This is a genomic window from Azospirillum sp. UENF 111221 (genome assembly GCF_058780625.1).
Genome location: NZ_JBSNCH010000004.1, coordinates 276,859 through 297,964, shown reverse-complemented (window position 1 = coordinate 297,964; position 21,106 = coordinate 276,859). Strand labels below are relative to the sequence as shown.

Below are 21,106 nucleotides of genomic sequence, written 5' to 3'. Positions count from 1 at the left end.
ACGTCATGGAAACCCGCGCCAGCTACATTCTGGTCGGCAGCTTCGTGCTGGCTCTGGTCGCCGGCCTGCTGGTCTTCACCGCCTGGATCGCCAAGGTCCAGCTCGATGAAACGCGCGAAACCTACCGCATCTATTTCACCGGCTCCGTCACCGGGTTGCAGCAGGGCAGCCCGGTGCGCTACCGCGGCGTGCCGGTGGGAACGGTGTCGGACATCCGGCTCGACCCTGACAACGTGACGCGGGTGCGGGTGACGATCATGGTGCAGAACGGCACGCCGATCATGTCCAATTCCATCGCTTCGCTGGAACTGCAGGGGATCACCGGCGGCGCCTATGTCCAGATCTCCGGCGGCAATGCGGGGGGCAAGCATCTGACCGCCACCGATGCCGACGGCGTGCTGACCATCCCGTCGCGGCCCAGCTCGCTGACCGCGGTGGTCGACAGCGCGCCGCAGCTGGTCAGCCGGTCGCTGGAGGTCATCACCCGGCTGGGCGATCTGTTGAACGGCGACAACCAGAAGGCCATCGGCGACATCCTCGCCAACGCCCGCACCGCCAGCGCCGAACTCGCCCGGACCAGCGCCGGGCTGGAGGAGACGATGGCGCAGGCGAGGCGGACGCTGAGCGGCTTCGAGGCGTCCGGCCCGCAGTTCGACCGCACGATGGAGCAGGCGCGCGACACGCTGACGAGCGTCGACACCGCCGCCAAGAGCGTGACCGGCGAGACGCGCGAGCTGATGCGGTCGCTGAAACGCAGTTCCGACACCCTGAACGGCATGCTGGCCGAGAATCGCGAACCGGTGCGCGACTTTACCGCCACGGGGCTGTATGAATTGACGTTGCTGATCACCCAGCTGCGCGATCTGTCCGGGCAGCTGTCGCGGGTGGTCACCCGGATCGAGAACGACCCGTCGAACTTCCTCTTCGGCGGGACGCGGCAGGGCGTGGAGGTGCGTGGGAAATGAGGCGGGTGACGACGGTGCGGAGCGGGTTTGCAAGGGCCGCCGTGCGCGGGATGTGCGGGGCGGCGCTGCTGCTGGGGCTGGCTGCCTGTTCGACGCTGAACCCGACGGCGCCGCATCTCTACACCCTGACCCCGCGGGCCAGCGTCGCCGCCGGCCCGAAGGCCGACTGGCAGCTGCTGGTGGAGACGCCGGCGGCGGCGGCCGGGATCGACACGCCGCGCATCGCGCTGGCCCGCTCGCCGACCTCGCTCGACTATTTCGCCGACGTGTCCTGGGCCGACCGGGCGCCGAACATGGTGCAGGGGCTGATCGTCCAGACCTTCGAGGACAGCGGCCGCATCGTCTCGGTCGGGCGCGACACGGTGGGGTTGCGTTCCGACTATGTGCTGAAATCGGAACTGCGCGATTTCCAGGCGGAATACGCCACGCCGGGCGCCGCCATGCCGGACCGGGTGCATGTTCGGCTGTCGGCCAAGCTGGTCGCCATGCCGCGCCGGACCATCGAGGCCGGCGAGACCTTCGAGGCGTCGGCGCCGGTGCGCGGCCGCTCCTTTACCGACGTGATCGCCGCCTTCGACCAGGCGCTGGGGCAGGTCACCGGCGAACTGGTCGGCTGGTCGCTGTCGCAGCGCGTCCGTCCATCCGGCAGCTGACGGGCGGGAAGCGCAGGCGGGGCTGCAACCGCAGGTGCGACGTCCGAAAAGACCTTGCCACGCCCGCATAGCCGCGTACGTAATGGGGATGTTCGCGCAGCGCAGGATCGGGCGATGACGGATTTGTCGGACGTGTCCCGGGAAGAGTTGGAGGCGATGGCCGAGGCGGGACGCGAAGTACGCCTGTGCCAGCGTGTTCTCGCCAAGACCGGCGACACGGTGGTGGGCGAGCTTCTGCGCGGCCACGGCACGCTGTACGAGTGGAAGCATTATCCCCCGGGCGACGTCTACGACGCCGAGTTCCATGCCCAGTATTATTACCACTGCCATCCCGAAGGCGAGCGGCCGCAAGGCGAGCATGGCCATTTCCACACATTCCTGCGCCCGCACGGCATGCCGCCGGGCCTGCGGCCGGCGCCGCTGGCCGATTTCGTGGCTCCGAACAACGACAACGACGCGCTGTCCCACCTGATCGGCATCGCCATGGACGTCGCCGGCCAGCCGGTGCGGCTGTTCACCACCAACCGCTGGGTGACGGGGGAGACCTGGTACAAGGCGGACGACGTGATCGCCATGCTCGATGCCTTCGAGATCGATCACGCCCGGCCGTCCTGGCCGGCCAACCGTTGGATCACGGCGATGATGCGGCTGTTCCGCCCGACCGTCGTCGCCCTGCTGCGCGACCGCGATGCCGCCATCCGGGACTGGGCCGAGGGCCATCCCGATGCCTATGTCTATGAGGACCGCGGGCTGGAGGTCGCCTCTCAACGCCACATCTCGGTGGAGCAGCAGATCGCCGAGGTGGCCCTGCACCTGCGCGGGACACGCCGCCGCGGCTCCATCCTGCCGGAACCGCCGAGCTTCGTCGAAATCCCATGATCGGCGTCCCGGCCGTTGGGCTTATGACCGCAGGGCGTTAAGGAAGGTTCAACCGTTTCGGAAGATCCTGAACGGGTGGACAAGTCTCCGCCCACACCCGCGCGGGTTTTGCGTTCCGCGTCCAATATGGAGACGGACCAGGGCAGGAAGGGTCCGGGACCCATGAGTGACGATTTCAAGTCGGGTCATCTGACCCAGCAGGACGTGGCGCGGCTTCTGGCCGACCCGTCGCCGAACAGCCGGACCGATCTGGCCGCCAAGCTGTCCCAGCAGTTCGACAGTCCCGAGCTGTCGCAGGCGGAGCGCAAGCTGGCGGAGGACATCATCCGCGTCATGGTCAAGGACACGGTCCTGCGCGTCCGCCAGACCCTGGCGGAGAACCTGAAATCCAGCCCCTCCCTGCCGCGGGACGTCGCCCTGACCCTGGCCCGCGACGTGGAGGCGGTGGCGATTCCGGTGCTGAGCGTCTCCACCGTGCTGACTCCGGCCGATCTTGTCGAGATCGTGCGCTCCGACGCCGACGCCAAGAGCACCGCCATCGCCCAGCGCCCGACCGTGCCGGCCGCCGTCGCCGACGCGCTGATCGAAAGCGGGTCCGAACGCGCGGTCGCAGCATTGGTCGCCAACGAGGGGGCGGAACTGGGCGAGCAGAGCCTGGGACGCGTCATCGACCGCTTCGGCGCGAGCGAGGCGGTGCAGGACCCGCTGGTCCACCGCTCCAGGCTGCCGATCACCATCGCCGAACGGCTGGTGGCGGTGGTGTCGGAACGGCTGCGCCAGCATCTGGTCTCTCACCATGAACTGCCGTCGAAGGTCGCGTCGGAGCTGATCCTGCAGAGCCGCGAGCGGGCGACCGTCGCCCTGTTCACCGGCGAAAGCGACGAAGGGGCGCTCGACCGTCTGGTGACGCAGCTTGCCCGCACCGGCCGCCTGACGCCGTCGTTGCTGGTCCGTTCGCTGTGCACCGGCGACATCGCCTTCTTCGAGACGGCGATGTCGCGCATGGCGAATGTGCCGATGACCAATGCCCGGCTGCTGATCCACGATGCCGGCCGTTTGGGGCTGAAGTCTCTGTACGACAAGGCCAAGCTGCCGGCCGCTTTGCTGCCGGCCTGCCGCATCGCCATCGACGTGCTGAAGGAGACCCCCTATGACGGCGAGCCGGGCGACCGCGAGCGCCACCGCCGCCGTGTCATCGAGCGCATCCTGACGCAGTATGAGGATCTGGCGCCGGAGGATCTGGAGTTCCTGCTGGCGAAGCTGGGCGACATGATGCAGCCGGAAAACGCGGCGGCGTGACCGACCCGACCTTTTTCTCCGGTCCGGCCCAGCCGGCAGGCGGTGGTCCGGCCGACACCGTCCGCCGGCTGGAATCCCGCATCGCCGAACTGGAAGCCGCCCTGCGCCAGAGCGAGGCGCGGGCCGGCGAAGCACGATTCCGGTCCTTGTTGCGGACAGCGGCCAGCATCATCCTGGTTCTGGGCGACGACGGCCGCATCGTGGAGGCCAACCGCGACGCCGAGCGCGCCTTCGGGCTGGAAGCCGGCAGCGCCATCGGCCGTCTCTGGGCCGAGGCGATGAGGGAGCAGCCGACCGGCCCCTTCGCCGCCCAGCTTGCCGTCGCCGCGATGGGCACGGAAGTCCGCAACTTCGAGCAGGTGCTGCGCGAGCAGGACTGCATGAGCGAGCGGGTGCTGCTGTGGAACCTGAACCGCCTGCCGAAAGGCGATGGCGCTTCCGCCGGCATCCTGTGTGTCGGCCAGGACATCACCCGGCGCAAGCGGGCCGAACTGGCCCTGCGGCAGGCCCGTGACGAGCTGGAGATGCGGGTGGCCGAGCGCACCCGCGCGCTGATGCAAGAGGTTCAGGAACGCCGCCGCGCCGAGCAGGCGCTGATCCAGGCCAAGGAGCAGGCCGAACTGGCCAACCGTGCCAAAAGCGAGTTCCTTGCCAACATGAGCCATGAGCTGCGCACGCCGCTGAACGCCATCATCGGCTTTTCCTCGATGATGGAAAGCGAGATCGTCGGGCCGCTCGGCCATCCCAAATATCTCGACTATGCCAAGGTGATCGGCAAGTCGAGCCAGCATCTGCTGGCGGTCATCAGCGACATCCTGGACGTCGCCAAGATCGAAGCCGGCAAGCTGGAAATGCATCCACAGCCGATGGATGTCCGCGATGCGGTGGAAAGCTCGCTCCTGCTGATCGCCGAGCGGGCGGAGGAGGGGGGGCTGGCCCTGTCCCAGGACATTGCTTCCGACACGCCCCACCTGCTGGGCGACCCGGTGCGGGTGAAGCAGATCCTGCTGAACCTGTTGAGCAATGCGGTGAAGTTCACCCCCGCCGGCGGCAGCGTCGCCCTGCGGGTCCGTCCGGAAGGCGACCGCATCCTGATCGAGGTTGCGGACAGCGGGATCGGCATGAGCGCGGAGGGCATCGCCATCGCCCTGCAACCCTTCGGTCAGGTCGACAGCCAGCTGTCCCGGCGGTCCGGCGGCACCGGGCTGGGCCTGCCGCTCGTGCGATCCTTCGTCGATCTGCTGAACGGCACGCTGGACATCCGCAGCCGCGAAGGGGAAGGCACGACGGTCAGCGTGCGCCTGCCGACGGCGTTGCCGTACGACGGGGAATAGCCAGAGCCCGGAACAATCAGGGAATGACATGTCTGTGATACAGGGACCGGCGGCGCAGGACGGCGACCGGAACGATGTTCCGTTGTCGGTCGCGGTTGTGTTCGGAATTTCCGGGGTCGATCCGCTGGAGTGGGATGCCTGCGCCGCCGGCAAGGGACCGTTCGTGAGCCATGCCTATCTGAGTGTGCTGGAAGAAAGCGGCCTGGCTGGCCCGGACATTGGCTGGCGTCCAGCGCATATGATTGTGCGGGAGGCATCTGGCCGGCTGGTTTGCGTGGCTCCCCTCTATCTGCGCGACCGTTCCACGGACGAATTCTGGCCGGATCGGGCTTGGGTCGACGGCTATCAGGCTTCGGGTGGGCGCTATTTCCCGAAGCTAGTCATGGAGATTCCCTACACGCCGGTGACTGGGCCGCGCATCCTCCTGCGGAAGGGGGCACCGTCCGGCACAGTTGATGCGCTGATCGACGCCCTGCGGTCGCTGGCCCACATGCATGGACTGTCGTCCATCCATGTCGGTTTTCCCGACGAAAAGGACCGGGCCTGTTTCGAGGCGGCGGGATGGTTGACCCGCCATGCCGTCGATTACGAGTGGCGGAACGAGGGATATCGTGACTTCGCCGATTTCGCCGCCGCCCTGTCGAGCCGCCGGCGCAGAGTGATGATGTGGGAGCGCCGCAAAATCGTGGCGAGCGGGGTGCGGTTCCGCGAGGTGCCGGGCAGCCGGATCGCAGAGGCCGATGTCGCGATTTTTCTGGACTTGCTGAGCGACCTTCATCTCCGCCGGGGGAAACGTCAGGCACTGACCATGGATTTCCTTCTGCGGCTCTGCGCGGCCCTGGGCGACGCCGTGACGCTGACCTTTGCCGAATCAGGCGGCGTTGCGATCGGTGGCTTGATGTCGGTGGAAGGGGACGACTGCCTCTATGTCCGGACCTGGGGGGCGAGAGAGGAAGCGCGCTTCGTTCATTTCGAAACCTGCTATTACCGCAGCATCGAACAGGCGATTGCCCATGGTCTCAGCCGGGTGAATGGCGGGCGCGGCGGTCCGCACAAACTTGAACGCGGTTTCCTGCCGGTTCTGACTCATGCCTGCCACTGGTTCCTGCACACCAACATGCGCGGCGCGGTCGCGGAAGGGCTGGAGCTGTACAACGCAAAGGCTCTCGCCAAATTCGCGGAGGCGAAGGCCCACTCCCCTTACCGGCAGCGGGATGGCCGATAGACGCTTGCACGGCATGGTGAGGCGGGCCACCTTGCCTCTTTGAATGGAAGACTGGCGGGGTGGGACATGACGGTAAGCCGCGACGATCTTAAGACGCGCATCGGGCAGGCGCTGGGCGAGGCGAAGGCCGATCTGGTCATCAAGAACACGCGCTTTCTCAATGTCGTGACCGGCGAGATCGCGGAGGGCGACATCGCCGTCTGTGGCGAGGTCATCGTCGGCACCTACGAGTCCTATGATGGGGTGGAGGAGATCGACGGGCGTGGGCTGACCGTGGTTCCCGGCTTCATCGACACCCATGTCCATTGCGAGTCCACCTGCGTCACCCCGCAGGAGTTCGACCGCTGCGTCCTGCCGCGCGGCACCACCACCGCCATCTGCGACCCGCACGAGATCTGCAATGTGTTGGGTGAGCAGGGGCTGCGCTATTTCCTCGACAGTGCAGGCGGCACTGCGCTCGACCTGTTCGTGCAACTGTCCTCCTGCGTGCCGGCGACGGAGCTGGAAACGTCGGGCGCCCGGCTGGAGGCGCCGGACCTGATCCGCCACATGGACCATCCCCGCGTGCTTGGGCTGGCGGAGTTCATGAACTTCCCCGGCGTCTTCCACAAGGTGGACGGGGTGCTCGACAAACTGGCCGCCTTCGACGGGCGCCACATCGACGGCCACGCCCCGCTGGTGTCGGGAAAGGAACTGAACGCCTATCTCTCCTGCGGCATCCGCAACTGCCACGAGACGACCAGTGCGGATGAGGCGATGGAGAAGCTGCGCAAGGGCATGCAGGTCCTGATCCGCGACGGGTCGGTGTCGAAGGACGTCCATGCCCTGGCCGAGGTGATCACGCCGGAGACCTCCCCTTTCCTCGGCTTCTGCACCGATGACCGCAACCCTCTGGACATCGCGGAAGAGGGGCACATGGATCACCTGATCCGCAGCGCCATCCGCCTCGGTGCGCCGGTCGCCCATGTCTATCGCGCCGCCACCTGGTCGGCGGCGCGCGGCTTCCGCCTCTATGACCGCGGGCTGGTGGCGCCGGGCCATCGCGCCGACCTCGTCCTGCTCGACGATCTGGAGGACTGCGCCGTCAACCGGGTCATCCGCAACGGCAAGATCGTCGGACCACACAGCTTCGACGGCCGGCCGGCGGTGACGCCGGTGGGGCTCGCTTCGGTGAAGCTGGAGCCGGTGACGGACGAGGATTTCGTCGTGCCGGCCGGCGGGTCGGTCCAATCGGTGATCGGGCTGGAGCCGGGCAGGATCCTGACCGAACACCGCCGGGTCGAGGTGCCGGTGGTGGGCGGCCGGATGGTGGCCGATCCGTCGCGCGACTTGCTGAAGATCTGCGTTTTCGCCCGCCATGGCAGCAACCGCAACATCGGCCGCGGTTTCGTCCAGGGCTTCGGCATCGCGGAGGGGGCGCTGGCGTCGTCTGTCGGCCATGATAGCCACAACATCTGCGTGGTCGGTGCCAGCGATGCCGACATGCGCGTCGCGGTCAACCGGCTGATCGAGCTTCAGGGCGGCTTCGTCGCCGTGCGCAACGGACAGGTGGTCGGCGAACTGGCCCTGCCGCTGGCCGGGCTCATGAGCCTGGAGCCGTTCGAGACGGTGGAGGTGAGGCTGCGGTCCCTGCGCGCCGCCGTCCGCGCCATGGGTTGCCCGCTGGCCGAGCCCTTCCTGCAACTGGCCTTCCTGCCGCTGCCGGTCATTCCGCACCTGAAGATCACCGACCGCGGTATGGTCGATGTCGACCGGTTCGAGCTGATTGCCGCCTGAGCAGGCGGTTTGCCCAGGAAATCGGCAAAGGGCTGAAGGTTGGGCGGAGATGGTCGGTACGGAAGTCGGGAGCCTGCCCATCTGACGGACGCCCTCTCCGCTTGTGGGAGAGGGGCGGGGTGAGGGCGCGCAAATACAGGGTTTCCATCGGCCTATCGGTTGCCACCTCCCTCACTCCAATCCCTCTCGCACAAGCGGAGAGGGGCCGTCATTCCGGCGGGAAACGGCCGAAAGGTTTATACAATTTGGTGGCGGCGCTCTGGCACGAGCTTTGCCACGACAACACATACTTCGTTGTCAGTCATCGAGCGAGCCCGACCCGCCATGACCCATCTGGCCCCGATGATCCACCCGTTGCACAGCCTGCTGCCGGTCCGGCCGCCGGAAACCGTGTCGATGCGGACGCGGGACGGCGTCAGGCTGGACGCCGACCTTTACCGGCCCGATGCCGCGGGGACCTGGCCGGTCCTGCTGATGCGGGTTCCCTGCGGCCGTCGTGTTGCCTTGACCAGCCATTACGCCCACCCGCGCTGGTACGCGGCGCGCGGCTATGTCGTGGTGGTGCAGGATATGCGCGGCTGCGGCACGTCCGACGGCCGGTTCCGACCCTTCGAGGCGGAACGGGAGGACGGGGCCGACGCCATTGCCTGGGCAGCGTCCCTGCCGGGATCGTCAGGGGCGGTGGCGATGTATGGCTGCGGCTATGCCGGCATGGCGCAGTGGCTGGCACTGGCAGAGGCGCCCGCGGCCCTGCGGGCGGTGGCGCCGGCCTTCGCCGGCTGGGACGTGTTCTCTGACTGGGCTTACGAGGGCGGGGCCTTCCGGCTGGCAGACGCCATGAGCTGGGCCCTGCGCACCGCCGCCGACGCGGCAAAGCGGGTCGAGGACGGCACCGGCCACCGCGTGCTGTCGGATGCGGCGCGCAGCCTGCCGATCGACGATGAGATCCCGTCACGGCCGCAGGCCCTGCGCGACTATGCCCGCTACACCCATTACGACGACTGGCTGACCAACCCGGTGCCCGGCCCGGCCTGGGCCGCGCTGTCGCCCAAGGCCATGCAGGACGCCATGCCGACCGATGTGGCGGTCCTGCAGATCGGCGGCTGGTACGATCCGCGGCTGGCCGGCATGCTGGATGCCCATGACCGTCTCAAGGCACGCGGGCGGGCGCCGGTGCGGCTGGTGGTCGGCCCCTGGGGCGCTGACGGACCGGCCGCGGCACCTGGACAGGCTCCGTCTCTCGACATGCTGCAGCTTGCCTGGTTTGAACGGGTGCTGAAGGGAGAGGCGGCCGACCGCGGCGGTCCGGTCCGCCTGCATGACGTGGAAGCGGGACGCTGGCACGACCTGTCCGACCTTCCGGCGGCCGAGGCTGTCCTGCATCTGTCCAGCGACGGCCTCGCCAACCGGCAGGGCGGTCGGCTGGAGTTGGAGATGCCCGAAATGGAGGCACTCGACGTGGTGGTCCACGATCCGCGCACGCCGGTGCCGACGGTGGGCGGCCATGCGGTGCCGGACGCTTGCGGCCGCCCCGACCGCGCCGCCGTGGACCGCCGTCCGGATGTCGCCACCTACACCAGCCTGCCGCTGGACGAACCGTTGACACTGGCCGGGCGGGTGGCGCTGGAGGTGTGGGTGGAGGCCGATGCTCCGTCCTTCGACGTCAGCGCCGTGCTGTCGGTGGTGCGCCCCGACGGTCAGGTTCTGCCGCTGACCCAGGGCCATGCCCGGGTGGAACCGGGCGACCCGACCCGGCCGCTGACCGTGGCCATGCGGGCGACCTGCGCCACCCTGGCGCCGGGATCGGCCTTGCGCCTCAGCCTTGCCGGATCCTGCTTCCCGGCCTATCCGGTCAATCCTGGCACCGGGGCGGAACCGGGCGAGACCCGCCGGGTCGATGCGTTGCCGATCACAGTGCTGATCCACAGCGGTCCCGACCGGCCGTCGCGCCTGCGCTTGCCTGCCGGGCTGTCCGCTTAAGGCATCTCGTCCCCGGCTGTGTCCTGGCCGGCGGCCTCCAGGCAGAAGTCGAGGCTCTGCGACAGGAAACGCAGCATCAGGTCGCGGAAGGGTGTCTTGTCGCCGACCGACCAGGCCCGCTCGACAAGGTCCAGATAGAGGCTGCGGTCGTCGGTGCCGATCACCACCGGCGGATAGCCGGCACGGTTCAGGATCAGGTTGCACAGGAGCAGTGCGGTCGCCCGGTTGCCGGCATCGAAGGGACGGATGGCGCTCAGCCGGTGATGCGCCTCGAAGGCGGTGTCGGGGCCGGCATCGGACTTGCGCATCCAGGTCGACAGTGCCGACATCGACACGCGCAGCTTGGCCGGATCCGGTGCGGTTTCCGCCGGGTCGTCCTTGGGTGCCGCATTGCGGTATTTGCCGGCGTCGTCGTCGATCCCGCGATAGAGCACATTGTGAAAGGCGGTGACGGTGCGCTCGGTGACCGCCCCCGACGGCTCGAAGGACAGCCGTGCCATCAACTCCAGGGCGGCGCGGTGGTTCAGGACAAATCGCTGTTCCTCCACCGCGCGGTGGCGCAGGACGCTGCCGCGCTCCAGAATGGCCTTAACGTCGGCGCGTTTGAGCGGATAATCCTCCAGCGCCGCTGCGGTGGCGGTCAAATCGAGTTCGAACCGGTCGGCGATGCCGTGGACGACCTCCTGCGGCAGGGGGCGTGCGGCGTCCAGCGCCCGTTTCTTCTCCGCGATCTCGTCGAGCAGGGCCATCGGTCACTCTGTCGCTTTGGCAGGGGAGGGGGGTGGCGCACCGCGCATCTTGCCGCGCCCCCTGCGGGGATTTGCCGCTTGGACTGGCACGGTTGCCGGTTTTCAGGATCCCTGTCAAGATGTCCACAACCCTGCCATGGCCGGCCGCAACCGCTTGATTCCGCGGGATGCACCTGCAATTGCGGGATGCGAGGGGGGAGATCGCTGCGATGAGCTATGTCGTCTGGGACCAATCCATGAGCGTCGGCGTGCCCGTGCTCGACGACGAGCATCGGCGGCTCCTCGACCTGTTCAACGGCCTGCTGGAAAGCGGCATCACACCCGCCAACCGCGAGGAGCTGTCCAGCCTGCTCGCCAGCCTCCGCGACTATGTCGCCGTCCATTTCGCACGGGAGGAGGCGATGATGGTGCGCTGCGGCTATCCCGACCTGGACGGCCACCTCGCCGCCCACCGCTATTTCGCCGACGAGGTGGAGAAGCTGGCCCGCGACTTCGAGGGCGACAACCCCACCATGCTGCGCGTGGACCTGATCCTGCTGCTCAAGGACTGGTTCGTGGAGCACATCCAGCAGACCGACAGCCAGTACAAGCCCTATGTGGGGGGACTTGCATAAGGCGGGGCAATTCCCTCTCCCCCGAAGGAGATAGGGGGCTTTTCACTGCTTCGCAGCGGCTTTCTGGTCGGGCATGCCCTTGTCGAGCTTGGCCTGGATGGCTCCCTTGTCGGTTTCCTCGTCGGCGCTGCGCAGCGCGCGCATCCACTGGAAGCGGGCCTCGTTCCGGCGGCCGGCGCGCCAATAGGCATCGCCGAGATGGTCGTTGATGGTCGGATCGCCCGGCTTCAGTTCGACCGCGCGTTCCAGCTTGGCGACCGCCGCTTCGTAATCGCCAAGCGTGTAGAGCGCCCAGCCCAGGCTGTCGACGATGTAGCCGTCGCGCGGGCGCAGTTCCACCGCGCGCTCCACCATCGCCCTGGCCTTGGGCAGATTCTCGCCGCGGTCGATCCAACTGTAGCCGAGGAAGTTGAGCAGCGACGGCTCGTCCGGTCGCAGCTTCAGCGCGGTTTGCAGGTCGGCTTCGGCCTGCTGCCACTGCTTGGTCTTCTCGAAGCACATCGCGCGGGCGTAGAGCAGCGGCCAATGCCGTTCCTGCGGGGTGCCGATCCGCTCCAGCGCCGTGGTGTAGGCGGGGATCGCCTCGGCGTAGCGCTTGGAGTAGCGGTAGATGTCGCCGAGCCGGGTAATCGCGTCGGTGCGCTCCGGCCGTTCGGCGGAGAGATCCTTGAGGATCGCGATGGCCTCGTCGTTGCGGTCCATGCGGGCGAGGCTGTCGGCCTCGCGCATGCGGGCGGTCCAGCCCAGCAGCGGATCCGTCTCCAGCCGCTTGTAGGCGGCCAACGCCTCCTCGTGATGGTCGCGCGAGGCGGTGATGTCGCCGATCAGCAGATGGGCCAGGGCGAGATCATCGCGCAGATGCAGGGCGATGCGGCCGAACAGCAGGGCCGGCTCGTCGGCATTCTCGTGGTGCAGCGCACTGCCCAGGTCGAACAGCGCTTCCGCCAGACCGGACCGGGCATCGGGGACCGGGCGGGCTTCCGACGGCGCGTTCGCCATGGCGGCCAGCGCCGGCTCCACCAGCAGCCCGTCGGGGTTGTTGCCCTGGAAGGTCTGATAGAGCTTGCGCGCCTCGTCCTTGCGGCCGGTGCGAGTCATGAAGTTGCCGACGATCTGCACCACCCGCAGCGGCGCGTCGGTATCCGTCACCTTGGCATAGCGGGCCGCCGCTTCGTCGTTGCGGCCGGCAAGATCGAGGATCAGCGCGGCATGCAGGTTGTAAAGCGCCTCGAAGCCCTTGACGTCGGACAGCGGCTGCAGGGCCGCCAGCGCCTCGTCCGTCTTGCCGCGGGCAGTCACCAGCCACGCACGGGTCAGCGGCGTCAGGAAGCGGCCGAGCCCCTCGGACGGCAGCCGGGCGGCATAGCTGTCGGCCTCGTCCAGCTTGCCCCTGGCCAGCGCATCGGCGGCCAGCAGGGTCAGTGCCATCTGCGGCTCGCCCTGGTCGCTGAGCAGCCGGTTGGCATGGTCGATCGCCGCTTCGATCCGCCCCTCGCCCAGCCGCAGCAGGAAGGTGCGGCTCAGCAGGGCGGGGTCGTCCGGGTCGGCGGCCAGCGCCTGGGCGGTGAAGCGTGCCGCCGCGGTCCAATCGTCTTGGTGCTGGGCATAGCGGCCGGCCAGATAGCTGCCGGTGGCCGATCCACCGCCATCCGCACCTTGTCCCTGGCCCGCACCGGGGCCGGCGGCAAGGACGGGCGTCAGGGTGGTCCCGGACATCAGGATGGCCAGGGAAACCGGCAGCAACCGGCGTCGGAACCTCGTCATGCTCTCGTCACCTCGTTTTCCGAGTCGGTATCCCATCATCTTCGGCAGGGCACGGGCAAGAGACTTTCGCACGCGTCCCCTTTTCGCACCTGCTAACGCCAGTCCCGCCGCACCTGCTCGATCCGTTCCGGTCGCAGAATGTCGGTGGCGTGGGCGTCCATATGCGCTCGCAAGTCTTCCGGCATGCCCGGCGACAGTCTGGCGCCCTCCACCGACCAGCGTGCCATCCAGGACAGGGTACGCAGCCAGGTCAGCCGGCGCAGTGCCTTCAGCCAGGGCAGCACCTCGTCGGCGAGGTCGCCCGGCACCGCCATTGCCCAGGCCGCGACGAAGGTGTCGATGTCTTCCGCGGCCAGTTCCGCATTCACCGCCGGGTCCCATCTGGTCGAGGTGTAGAGGCTGGCATGGGCAAGGTCGCTGGCCGGATGGCCGTATTGCAGCTTCTCCAGGTCGGTGAACCACGCCTTGCCGTGGTCGTCGACCAGGAAGTTGCCGGGATGCACGTCCACTCCGACGGCGGTCAGCGGCATCGGCGTTTCGGGCGGCGGCAGGAGGTCGCCGACACGGGCGGCGGCAAGCTCCTCCGCGATCAGGACGCGGGCCTCGGTCGACAGGGGGGCATTGTCGAACCATGCCGCCTGCCGTTCGACCTGGGCCAGCAAAGCGGCGACCGGATCGGGCGGGGCGGGCAGCGGTTCGTAGAAGTCCGGCGGTGCCATGCGGTGCAAAGCCGCCAGCGCGCGGGCGATGGCCGGCATGTCGCCGGGCAGGACGGGCGTGCGCCCCTCAACCTCGCCCACCACCAGGGCGCCCAGCGGCAGCCCCTCTCCGGGCGGCAGCAGGCCGACGAAGCGCGGGGCGTGGCCCGACATCTCCGCCCGCCGGAAGGCGGCGGCCTGCCGGTCCAGCGCCGTCCAGGCATCGAGGCCAAGCTGGCTCCAGCGCGGGATGCGGGCGACCAGACGCCGGCCGCGCAGGCGGACATGGTCATGGGCGACGCCCTTCAACGGCATCGGCTCCAGCGCGTCGGGGGAGAGATCGGCGAGGCGCGGCAGCCGGATCAGGGCGGCGTGCAGCGCCTCCATCGAAAAGCCCAGGGGTTCGCTCACGCCATGTGCTCGCGCAGGCGGGGCATCAGCTCCACCAGATTGCAGGGGCGATGGCGGTTGTCGAGCTGCCAGACCAGGATGTCGTCCCAGGCGTCGCGGCAGGCGCTGGGCGAGCCGGGCAGGGCGAAGATGTAGGTGCCGTTGGCGACGCCGCCGGTCGCCCGGCTCTGGATGGTGGAGGTGCCGACCTTGGCATAGCTGAGATAGCGGAACAGCTCGCCGAAGCCGGGGATCGCCTTCTCGTACAGCGCCTCGACCGCCTCGGGCGTCACATCGCGGCCGGTGACGCCGGTGCCGCCGGTGGTCAGGACCACGTCGATCTGCGGATCGGCGATGAAGGACTGCACCTGGGCGCGGATCGCGGCGATGTCGTCCCGGACGATGGTGCGGGCGGCGACCCGGTGGCCGGCCCCGGCGATCCGCTCCGCCAGCGCATCGCCGGAGCGGTCGTCGGCGGCGCTGCGGGTGTCGGACACCGTCACCACGGCGATGTTCACGGGAAGGAAGTGGCGGCTCTCGTCGATCTTCGGCATGGCGGCAGGCGTGTCCTCATGTCGGTCCGGAGCCCGACATGGGCGCCGGCGGTCAGGGTATCGGGCTGGCCTCTCCCCGCTCAGCAACCGTTTCCACCGGCACCGTCACTGGCGCCGTTTCCACCGGGTCCGCTGCCGCCGCGACAGGCAGGCCGGCAGCCGGGGGGCGCCTTCGCCGCAGGCTGCGGATCGGGACGGGAGGCGACCTGGGGTGGACGACCGTCCATGGGAACATAGGCCGGCCATTTCCCGTCGGCGACGGCGGTGAGCGAGGCGGTCTCCTGGCCCAGCCGAAGCTGGTAGATCCAGAAGTTCGCCATCACCTTCTCCACATAGTCGCGCGTCTCGCCGAAGGAAAGGCTTTCGATGAACAGCAGCGGATCGGTGATGTCGCTCAGATCCCGCCGCCAGCGCGCCAGCGTGCCCGGCCCGGCATTGTAGGCGGCCGTCGCCAGGAACATGTTGCCGTCGATCTCCGGCATGCCCAGCAGTTCCGAAAGGTAGCGCTGGCCAAGCTCCATGTTGCGGGACGGGTCGAACAGGGCGTCGCGGTTGGCGTCGTCGCTGCCGATGTCGGCGTTGCGCTCCCGCACATGCTGGGCGGTGCTGGGCAGGATCTGCATCAGCCCCGTCGCTCCGGCGGAACTGACCAGCCGCGGGTCGAAGCGCGATTCCTGCCGCATCACCGCGAAGACCAGCGCGCGGTCGACCGCGAAGCCGTCGCGCGGCGTCCAATGGGGCAGCGGGTAGAGTGCGGCGGCATAGGGGGCGCCGTCCGGACCGGCCACCGCATTGCCGAGCCGCAGCGCCAGCGAGGCCACCCCGGCGCGGTCGGTCAGCGCGACCATTGCCTGTTCGATCAGCGGCTCGCCCTGCGGGTCGATACGTTGCAGCTCCAGCCCCGCCAGTTCGCGCTGACCGGCCTGGAGCAGGGCGATGGCGCGGGATCCCGCCGGCTTGGCCGCTACCGCCGCCAGCTGCCGCCCGGTCAGATCCGGAGCCTGCCAGCGCACGTCGCCCAGACTGCCCAACGCCTGCAGGGCGATCAGGCCATAGAAGGTGTGGGGGTAGCGGGCGGCGGCGGCCAGATGCTCCGCCGCCTCTTTTTCCTTGCCGGGCTTGCGGGCCAGCGCGCGGGCAGCCCAGTAATCGGCCGCGGCGGCCTTCCAGGGATTGCGTGGGCCGGCGGCGGCCATGCCGGTGAAATGGCGGGCGGCACGGTCGGTCTGCTTCAGCCGCCAGGCGGCCAGACCGGCGATCCAATGCGCCTCCGGCAGCATGTCGCCCGACCGCGCGGCGCTGGCCGAGGCAAGCGTCAGTGCCTGGGCCGTCTCGCCGGCATAATAGAGGGACGCCGCGATGCGGGCGCGGGCGGCGTCATACTGAACGGTGTCGAGCTTGCCACCGAACTCGTCCTGGCCCAGCAGGCTCAGCGCGCTGTTGGTGCGGCCGGAGCGCAGCAGCTCTTCCACCCGCGCCACCGCCGCACGGTCGCTGCGGGCCCGGGACACGGTGCGGCTGCGCGGGGCGACGGTGACGCTGTCGTCCTCGTCCTCCTCGTTGCTGGCAACGGTGCGCAGGCCGCCCAGCCGCTCCAGCGACCCGACGAGGCGGACGCGTTCTTCGCCGCGCGGCGGCTTCGGCGCCCGCTGGCCGGCGGGCTGGCGTTTCTGGGCCAGAGTGTAGACGCGCTCCGCCCCGGCGAGGTCGCCGTAATCCTGCATCCAGCGGGCGAGTTCCTCGTAGCCGGCGCGGCGGTCGGGGTGGAGATAGCGCTGGCGCAAGACATAGCCGATCAGCCGGCGGTCCTTCAGCTTCGCCATCTCGGCATCTGCGGCATCCCACTCCGCCCGTTCCTGGGCAGCGAAGATGCGGCGGTAGCGGGCAGCATCCTCCTCGTCCAGCTGGACGGCGCGGGCCGTCTCGTCGACCGCCAGCAGCAGCGGCGCGCCGGCGGAGGCGGGGGTATCGTCCACGACCGCGGACGGCGACGGACCGTCGGCCGGGTTGCCGGATGCCGCGGAATTGGCAGCGGAGGAATCGGGGGTGGCGGTTTCGGGGAGCCCCATCGCGGGATCGACCGGCGCCGGATCGATTGGCGTGTCGGCGAAAACGGGGCTGGCGGGGTCAGGCACGGAATCCCCGCCGGGCGGGACGACGGCGTGACCGTCCGGCGCGTGGATGATGAGGGCGGCGCAAGCGGGCCGGAACCCGACCGCACCGTCGGGTCCCAGGGTGTAAGCCACCGTGAGACCCAGCACCCCCAGAAGGTTCCGCCGCAGCGGGGCCGCGCTCGCGACCCGGTATGCTGCACTGCAAAATATCCGGAGCATGGCTTCGGGATACATCACGCCGGCGCGAACCGCAAGCAACGGATTCGCTCGGAATGTGTCGGCTCCGGTATTCGCCAGATGTTACAACGCTTTAACAGAGATGGGAAAAAGGCTCTAGCCCGTTGGGAAAATGCCTTTCGGCATGGTCTGGCCACATTTGTGCTGCGCGGCGATCGCAATTATACGAACGATTTCGGCAGCCCTGTGACATCCCATTTTCTCTTTCGATTACTTGATTCCTTCTTCGGCGATCTTTTGCTGCAATGCAAGCATGTCCCGCCACGCCTCCCGTTTTGCGATAGGGTTGCGCAGCAGGTACGCCGGATGCAGCATCGGCATCAGCGGTACGGAAGTCCCGGCGACCTCGTAGGTCCGCCACTGCCCGCGCAGGCGGGTGATTCCCTCCGCCCGGTTCAGCAGGGTCTTGGCCGAAACGCCGCCGAGCGCCACCAACAGCTTGGGCCGCACCAGCTCCACATGCCGCTCCAAGAAGGGCAGGCAGGCGGCGATCTCCGCCTGGGTCGGGCTGCGGTTGCCGGGCGGGCGCCAGGGCAGGATGTTGGAGATGTAGACCGCGCTGCGGTCCAGCCCGATCTGGGCCAGCATGCGGTCCAGCAGCTTGCCGCTGACCCCGACGAAGGGCTTGCCCTGCCGGTCCTCGTCCTCGCCCGGCGCCTCGCCGATCAGCATCACCTGTGCCTGCGGATTGCCGTCGGCGAAGACGGTGTTCATCGCCGTCGCCTTCAGCGGGCAGCCGTCGAAGCTGCGCAGGGCCGCTTCCAGAGACTCCAGCGTCTGCGCCTCTCCGGCCCGGGCGCGGGCCTGGATGCCGGCCTCGCTGGCGCCCAGCGGCTGGTCGGGCGAAGCGAAGAGGGTGGTTGCCGGACGCGCCGCCGCTGGGGCCGGCGCCCGAGTCGGGCCGGCGCCGCGCGCCGCGTTGGGAATGGCGTTGAGCCCTGGGGCATGGCCGGAAGCGGCGCTACCGGCCATGCCTGCGCCAGCGGACGGTGCGCGTGCCACCGGCCGGGCGGCGAGGGCGGCCCAGTCGGTCGGCTCGTCGCCGATGGCCTCGTCGCAGCCGATATCGGCATGCCAGCGCAGCGCGTCGAGGATGTCGCATACGTCAATCATTGTTTGACCTTACCACAGATCGTGTGGTCTTACATGTCCAGATACCCAATTTGGGTGCGGCGCAAACCGTGTTACAAGCACGCGCCCGCAAAAAGACCATAGGGCGTCCCGAGGGAAACAGTACCAAAACAAGACGGTGGGGGAGTGTGGTGATGGAACGCGAACCGCGCGAGGTCATGGAATACGATGTTCTGATCGTCGGCGCCGGCCCGTCGGGCCTGAGCGCCGCGATCCGTCTGCGGCAGCGCGCGGCCGAGACCGGGCAGGAACTCAGCGTCTGCGTGATCGAGAAGGGGTCGGAGGTGGGGGCCCACCTGCTGTCCGGCGCCGTTTTCGAACCGCATGCGCTGGACGAGCTGATCCCGGACTGGAAGGAAAAGGGCGCCCCCCTCACCACCAAGGCGCGCGAAGACCATTTCCTGTTCCTGACGGAAACGAAGGCCTACAAGTCGCCTTTCGCCCCGCCGCAGATGAACAACCACGGCAACTACATCATCAGCCTGGGCAATCTGGCCCGCTGGATGGCGACCCAGGCCGAAGAGCTGGGCGTGGAAATCTACCCCGGCTTCGCCGCGGCGGAAGTGCTGTATGACGACAAGGGCGCGGTGAAGGGTGTCGCCACCGGCGACATGGGCATCGGCAAGGACGGCGAGAAGACCGGCAACTACACGCCCGGCATGGAACTGCATGCCAAGCAGACCATTTTCGCCGAGGGCTGCCGCGGGTCGCTGACCAAGACCCTGTTCGAGCGGTTCGACCTGCGCCGCGATTGCCAGCCGCAGACCTACGGCATCGGCATCAAGGAGCTGTGGGAGGTCGACCCGTCCCAGTCCAAGCCGGGCCTGATCGTCCACACCATCGGCTGGCCGATGGACCCCAAGACCTATGGCGGGTCATGGCTGTATCACATGGAAGGGAATTTGGTGTCGGTCGGCTTCGTCGTCGGCCTCGACTACTGGAACCCCCACATGAGCCCGTTCGAGGAGTTCCAGCGCTACAAGACCCACCCGGCGATCCGCCCGACCTTCGAAGGCGGCCGGCGTCTGTCCTATGGCGCCCGCGCTTTGTCGGAAGGCGGTTTCCAGTCGATCCCGAAGCTGACCTTCCCCGGCGGCCTCCTTATCGGCGACGGTGCCGGCTTCCTGAACGTGCCGAAGATCAAGGGCAACCACACCGCCATGAAGTCGGGCATGGTCGCGGCCGAGGCGGTGTTCGACCACCTGACCGGCGGCGCCGACAACGGCCCCGAGGTCATCGCCTATCCGGAGCGTCTGAAGCAGTCCTGGGTCTGGCCGGAGCTGTACGCCGTCCGCAACATCCGCCCGGGCTTCCAGAAGGGCCTGTGGGCCGGTCTGGCGAATGCCGCCTACGAGACGGGGCTGAAGGGCAAGTCGCCCTGGACGCTGAAGCACCACGCCGACCACACCACCCTGGTGAAGGCCAGCGAGGCGCCGAAGATCGCCTACCCCAAGCCGGACGGCAAGGTCAGCTTCGACCGGCTGTCCTCGGTCTACCTCTCCAACACCAACCATGAGGAAGACCAGCCGCCGCATCTGACGTTGAAGGACAAGTCGGTCCCGATCAGCGTCAATCTGGCGCTCTACGATGCGCCGGAGCAGCGCTACTGCCCGGCCGGCGTGTACGAGATCGTCCGCAACGACGACGGCAGCGATCCGCGTCTGCAGATCAACGCGCAGAACTGCGTCCACTGCAAGACCTGCGACATCAAGGACCCCACCCAGAACATCAACTGGGTCGTGCCGGAAGGCGGCGGGGGGCCGAACTATCCGGGCGGCATGTAAGAGGCTTCCGCCCTCCTCCCTCCCACGGCTTCGCCGCAGGTCGGAGGGGGCGGGTGCATGCGCCGAAGCCACATGCAGATGGATGACCGGCACCACCCCGCGGGTGCCGGTTGCGCCGCGCGCCACTCCTATCTATAAGGCAAGTGGTAACCTCTCTGCGACGGCGCGATGATCGTTTCCTGTCCGACCTGTTCGACGCGCTACACCCTGTCCGACGAATCGATCGGGCAGGATGGCCGGAAGGTTCGTTGTGCCCGCTGCGGCCACACCTGGTGGCAGATGCCCGACCGGGCGGAGCTTGAGCCGGTCATTCCCGATGCCCTGACAGAACTCCGGCCCGCAAAGCCTGCAAAAGCGGCCAATGCCGCTGGAAAAGCCAAGATCAAGCCACCCAAGGCCCCGCGTGCCAAGCCGTCCCGCAGCACCGTGGTTGGTTTTGCGGTGTTGGGGCTGCTGGTCGCCGGTTCCGCCGCCGGCGCCTATTTCGCCCGCGATGCCATCGTCCGCAGCTGGCCGCCCGCGGCATTGCTCTATGACGCCATCGGCATGCCGGCCGAACAGCCGGGTTTCGGGCTGGAGCTGCGCAACATCCGCTCGGAACAGAAGCTCGAAGGCGGGAAGACCGTCCTGCTTTTGGAGGGGGAGGTCGCCAACAAGACCGACACCGAGCGCACGCTGCCGCCGCTGCGCGTCAACACCTTCGGTCCGGAGCACAAGCTGCTGCAAAGCTGGGCCATCGAGCAGTCGGCCGAAACGCTCGGCCCCGGCGCCGCGGCTGGATTTCGCCACACCCAGCCCGATCCCGGCCCGGTGACCGAAGTGACGATCACCTTCGGCGGTCCGCCTCCCGGTCTGGAGCCGCCCGCTGCCGAGAAACCTGCCGAGAAAACCCCGGAAAAACCGGCTGCTGCGAAGCCGGCTCCCGAAAAGCATGCGGCCCCGGCCAAGGGCCACTGAACC

Annotated in this window: 17 protein-coding genes; 11 read left to right on the top strand and 6 right to left on the bottom strand. The window is 68.4% G+C overall.

What is annotated here, in order from left to right; all coding sequences use genetic code 11:
* The first annotated feature begins 5 nt into the window (after positions 1-5).
* The 8 genes from ACWPN3_RS13360 to ACWPN3_RS13325 all read left to right on the top strand — a co-directional run bounded on the left by ACWPN3_RS13360 (position 6) and on the right by ACWPN3_RS13325 (position 10,111).
* Complete coding sequence (locus ACWPN3_RS13360) at positions 6-965, top strand: MlaD family protein (RefSeq protein WP_492261477.1); 960 nt, start codon at positions 6-8, stop codon at positions 963-965.
* 5 nt (positions 966-970) lie between these two features.
* A complete protein-coding gene (locus ACWPN3_RS13355) occupies positions 971-1,618 on the top strand; it encodes an ABC-type transport auxiliary lipoprotein family protein (RefSeq protein WP_492239587.1) in 648 nt (215 codons plus the stop codon).
* A gap of 114 nt (positions 1,619-1,732) precedes the next feature.
* Complete coding sequence (locus ACWPN3_RS13350; protein ID WP_492239588.1) at positions 1,733-2,497, top strand: DUF6969 family protein; 765 nt, start codon at positions 1,733-1,735, stop codon at positions 2,495-2,497.
* A gap of 162 nt (positions 2,498-2,659) precedes the next feature.
* Entirely contained in the window at positions 2,660-3,796 is a 1,137-nt protein-coding gene (spbR, locus tag ACWPN3_RS13345; protein WP_109451882.1) for a SpbR family protein, read from the top strand.
* A complete protein-coding gene (locus ACWPN3_RS13340) occupies positions 3,793-5,130 on the top strand; it encodes a PAS domain-containing sensor histidine kinase (RefSeq protein ID WP_492239589.1) in 1,338 nt (445 codons plus the stop codon). Before spbR ends, ACWPN3_RS13340 begins: the two co-directional genes overlap by 4 nt.
* Before the next feature lie 28 nt (positions 5,131-5,158).
* Positions 5,159-6,355, top strand: coding sequence for a GNAT family N-acetyltransferase (locus ACWPN3_RS13335; RefSeq protein WP_492239590.1), 1,197 nt, complete (start codon positions 5,159-5,161; stop codon positions 6,353-6,355).
* Positions 6,356-6,421: 66 nt separating this feature from the next.
* Positions 6,422-8,131 carry an adenine deaminase gene (gene ade / locus ACWPN3_RS13330; protein ID WP_492261476.1) on the top strand — a complete coding sequence of 570 codons (1,710 nt, stop codon included), beginning with the start codon at positions 6,422-6,424 and terminating at the stop codon, positions 8,129-8,131.
* Positions 8,132-8,455: 324 nt separating this feature from the next.
* Positions 8,456-10,111, top strand: coding sequence for a CocE/NonD family hydrolase (locus ACWPN3_RS13325; protein WP_492239593.1), 1,656 nt, complete (start codon positions 8,456-8,458; stop codon positions 10,109-10,111).
* Here ACWPN3_RS13325 and ACWPN3_RS13320 read toward each other — a convergent pair.
* The gene (locus ACWPN3_RS13320; RefSeq protein ID WP_109451872.1) at positions 10,108-10,860 is read right to left on the bottom strand and encodes a Fic family protein; all 753 of its coding nucleotides are present in this window, start codon (positions 10,858-10,860) and stop codon (positions 10,108-10,110) included. The genes ACWPN3_RS13325 and ACWPN3_RS13320 overlap by 4 nt on opposite strands.
* A gap of 209 nt (positions 10,861-11,069) precedes the next feature.
* On the opposite strand from ACWPN3_RS13320, the gene ACWPN3_RS13315 reads away from it, so the two are divergent.
* A complete protein-coding gene (locus ACWPN3_RS13315; RefSeq protein WP_492239594.1) occupies positions 11,070-11,474 on the top strand; it encodes a bacteriohemerythrin in 405 nt (134 codons plus the stop codon).
* Between the two features lie 42 nt (positions 11,475-11,516).
* Here ACWPN3_RS13315 and ACWPN3_RS13310 read toward each other — a convergent pair whose 3' ends face one another.
* From ACWPN3_RS13310 to ACWPN3_RS13290, 5 genes are all read right to left on the bottom strand, one after another.
* Positions 11,517-13,238 (bottom strand): tetratricopeptide repeat protein, encoded by a 1,722-nt coding sequence (locus tag ACWPN3_RS13310; RefSeq protein ID WP_492239595.1) that lies wholly within the window; start codon positions 13,236-13,238, stop codon positions 11,517-11,519.
* Positions 13,239-13,330: 92 nt separating this feature from the next.
* Complete coding sequence (locus ACWPN3_RS13305; RefSeq protein ID WP_492261475.1) at positions 13,331-14,347, bottom strand: aminoglycoside phosphotransferase family protein; 1,017 nt, start codon at positions 14,345-14,347, stop codon at positions 13,331-13,333.
* Positions 14,344-14,880 carry a molybdenum cofactor biosynthesis protein B gene (gene moaB / locus ACWPN3_RS13300; RefSeq protein ID WP_109451865.1) on the bottom strand — a complete coding sequence of 179 codons (537 nt, stop codon included), beginning with the start codon at positions 14,878-14,880 and terminating at the stop codon, positions 14,344-14,346. Before moaB ends, ACWPN3_RS13305 begins: the two co-directional genes overlap by 4 nt.
* 80 nt (positions 14,881-14,960) lie before the next feature.
* The gene (locus tag ACWPN3_RS13295) at positions 14,961-17,126 is read right to left on the bottom strand and encodes a lytic transglycosylase domain-containing protein (protein ID WP_492261506.1); all 2,166 of its coding nucleotides are present in this window, start codon (positions 17,124-17,126) and stop codon (positions 14,961-14,963) included.
* 315 nt (positions 17,127-17,441) lie between these two features.
* Complete coding sequence (locus ACWPN3_RS13290; RefSeq protein ID WP_492239598.1) at positions 17,442-18,344, bottom strand: uracil-DNA glycosylase; 903 nt, start codon at positions 18,342-18,344, stop codon at positions 17,442-17,444.
* Between the two features lie 152 nt (positions 18,345-18,496).
* On the opposite strand from ACWPN3_RS13290, the gene ACWPN3_RS13285 reads away from it, so the two are divergent.
* Both ACWPN3_RS13285 and ACWPN3_RS13280 read left to right on the top strand, forming a co-directional pair.
* Complete coding sequence (locus ACWPN3_RS13285; protein WP_492239599.1) at positions 18,497-20,146, top strand: electron transfer flavoprotein-ubiquinone oxidoreductase; 1,650 nt, start codon at positions 18,497-18,499, stop codon at positions 20,144-20,146.
* 168 nt (positions 20,147-20,314) lie between these two features.
* Positions 20,315-21,103: a zinc-ribbon domain-containing protein gene (locus tag ACWPN3_RS13280; protein WP_492239600.1), complete on the top strand. Its 789-nt coding sequence runs from the start codon at positions 20,315-20,317 to the stop codon at positions 21,101-21,103.
* Positions 21,104-21,106 lie beyond the last annotated feature (3 nt).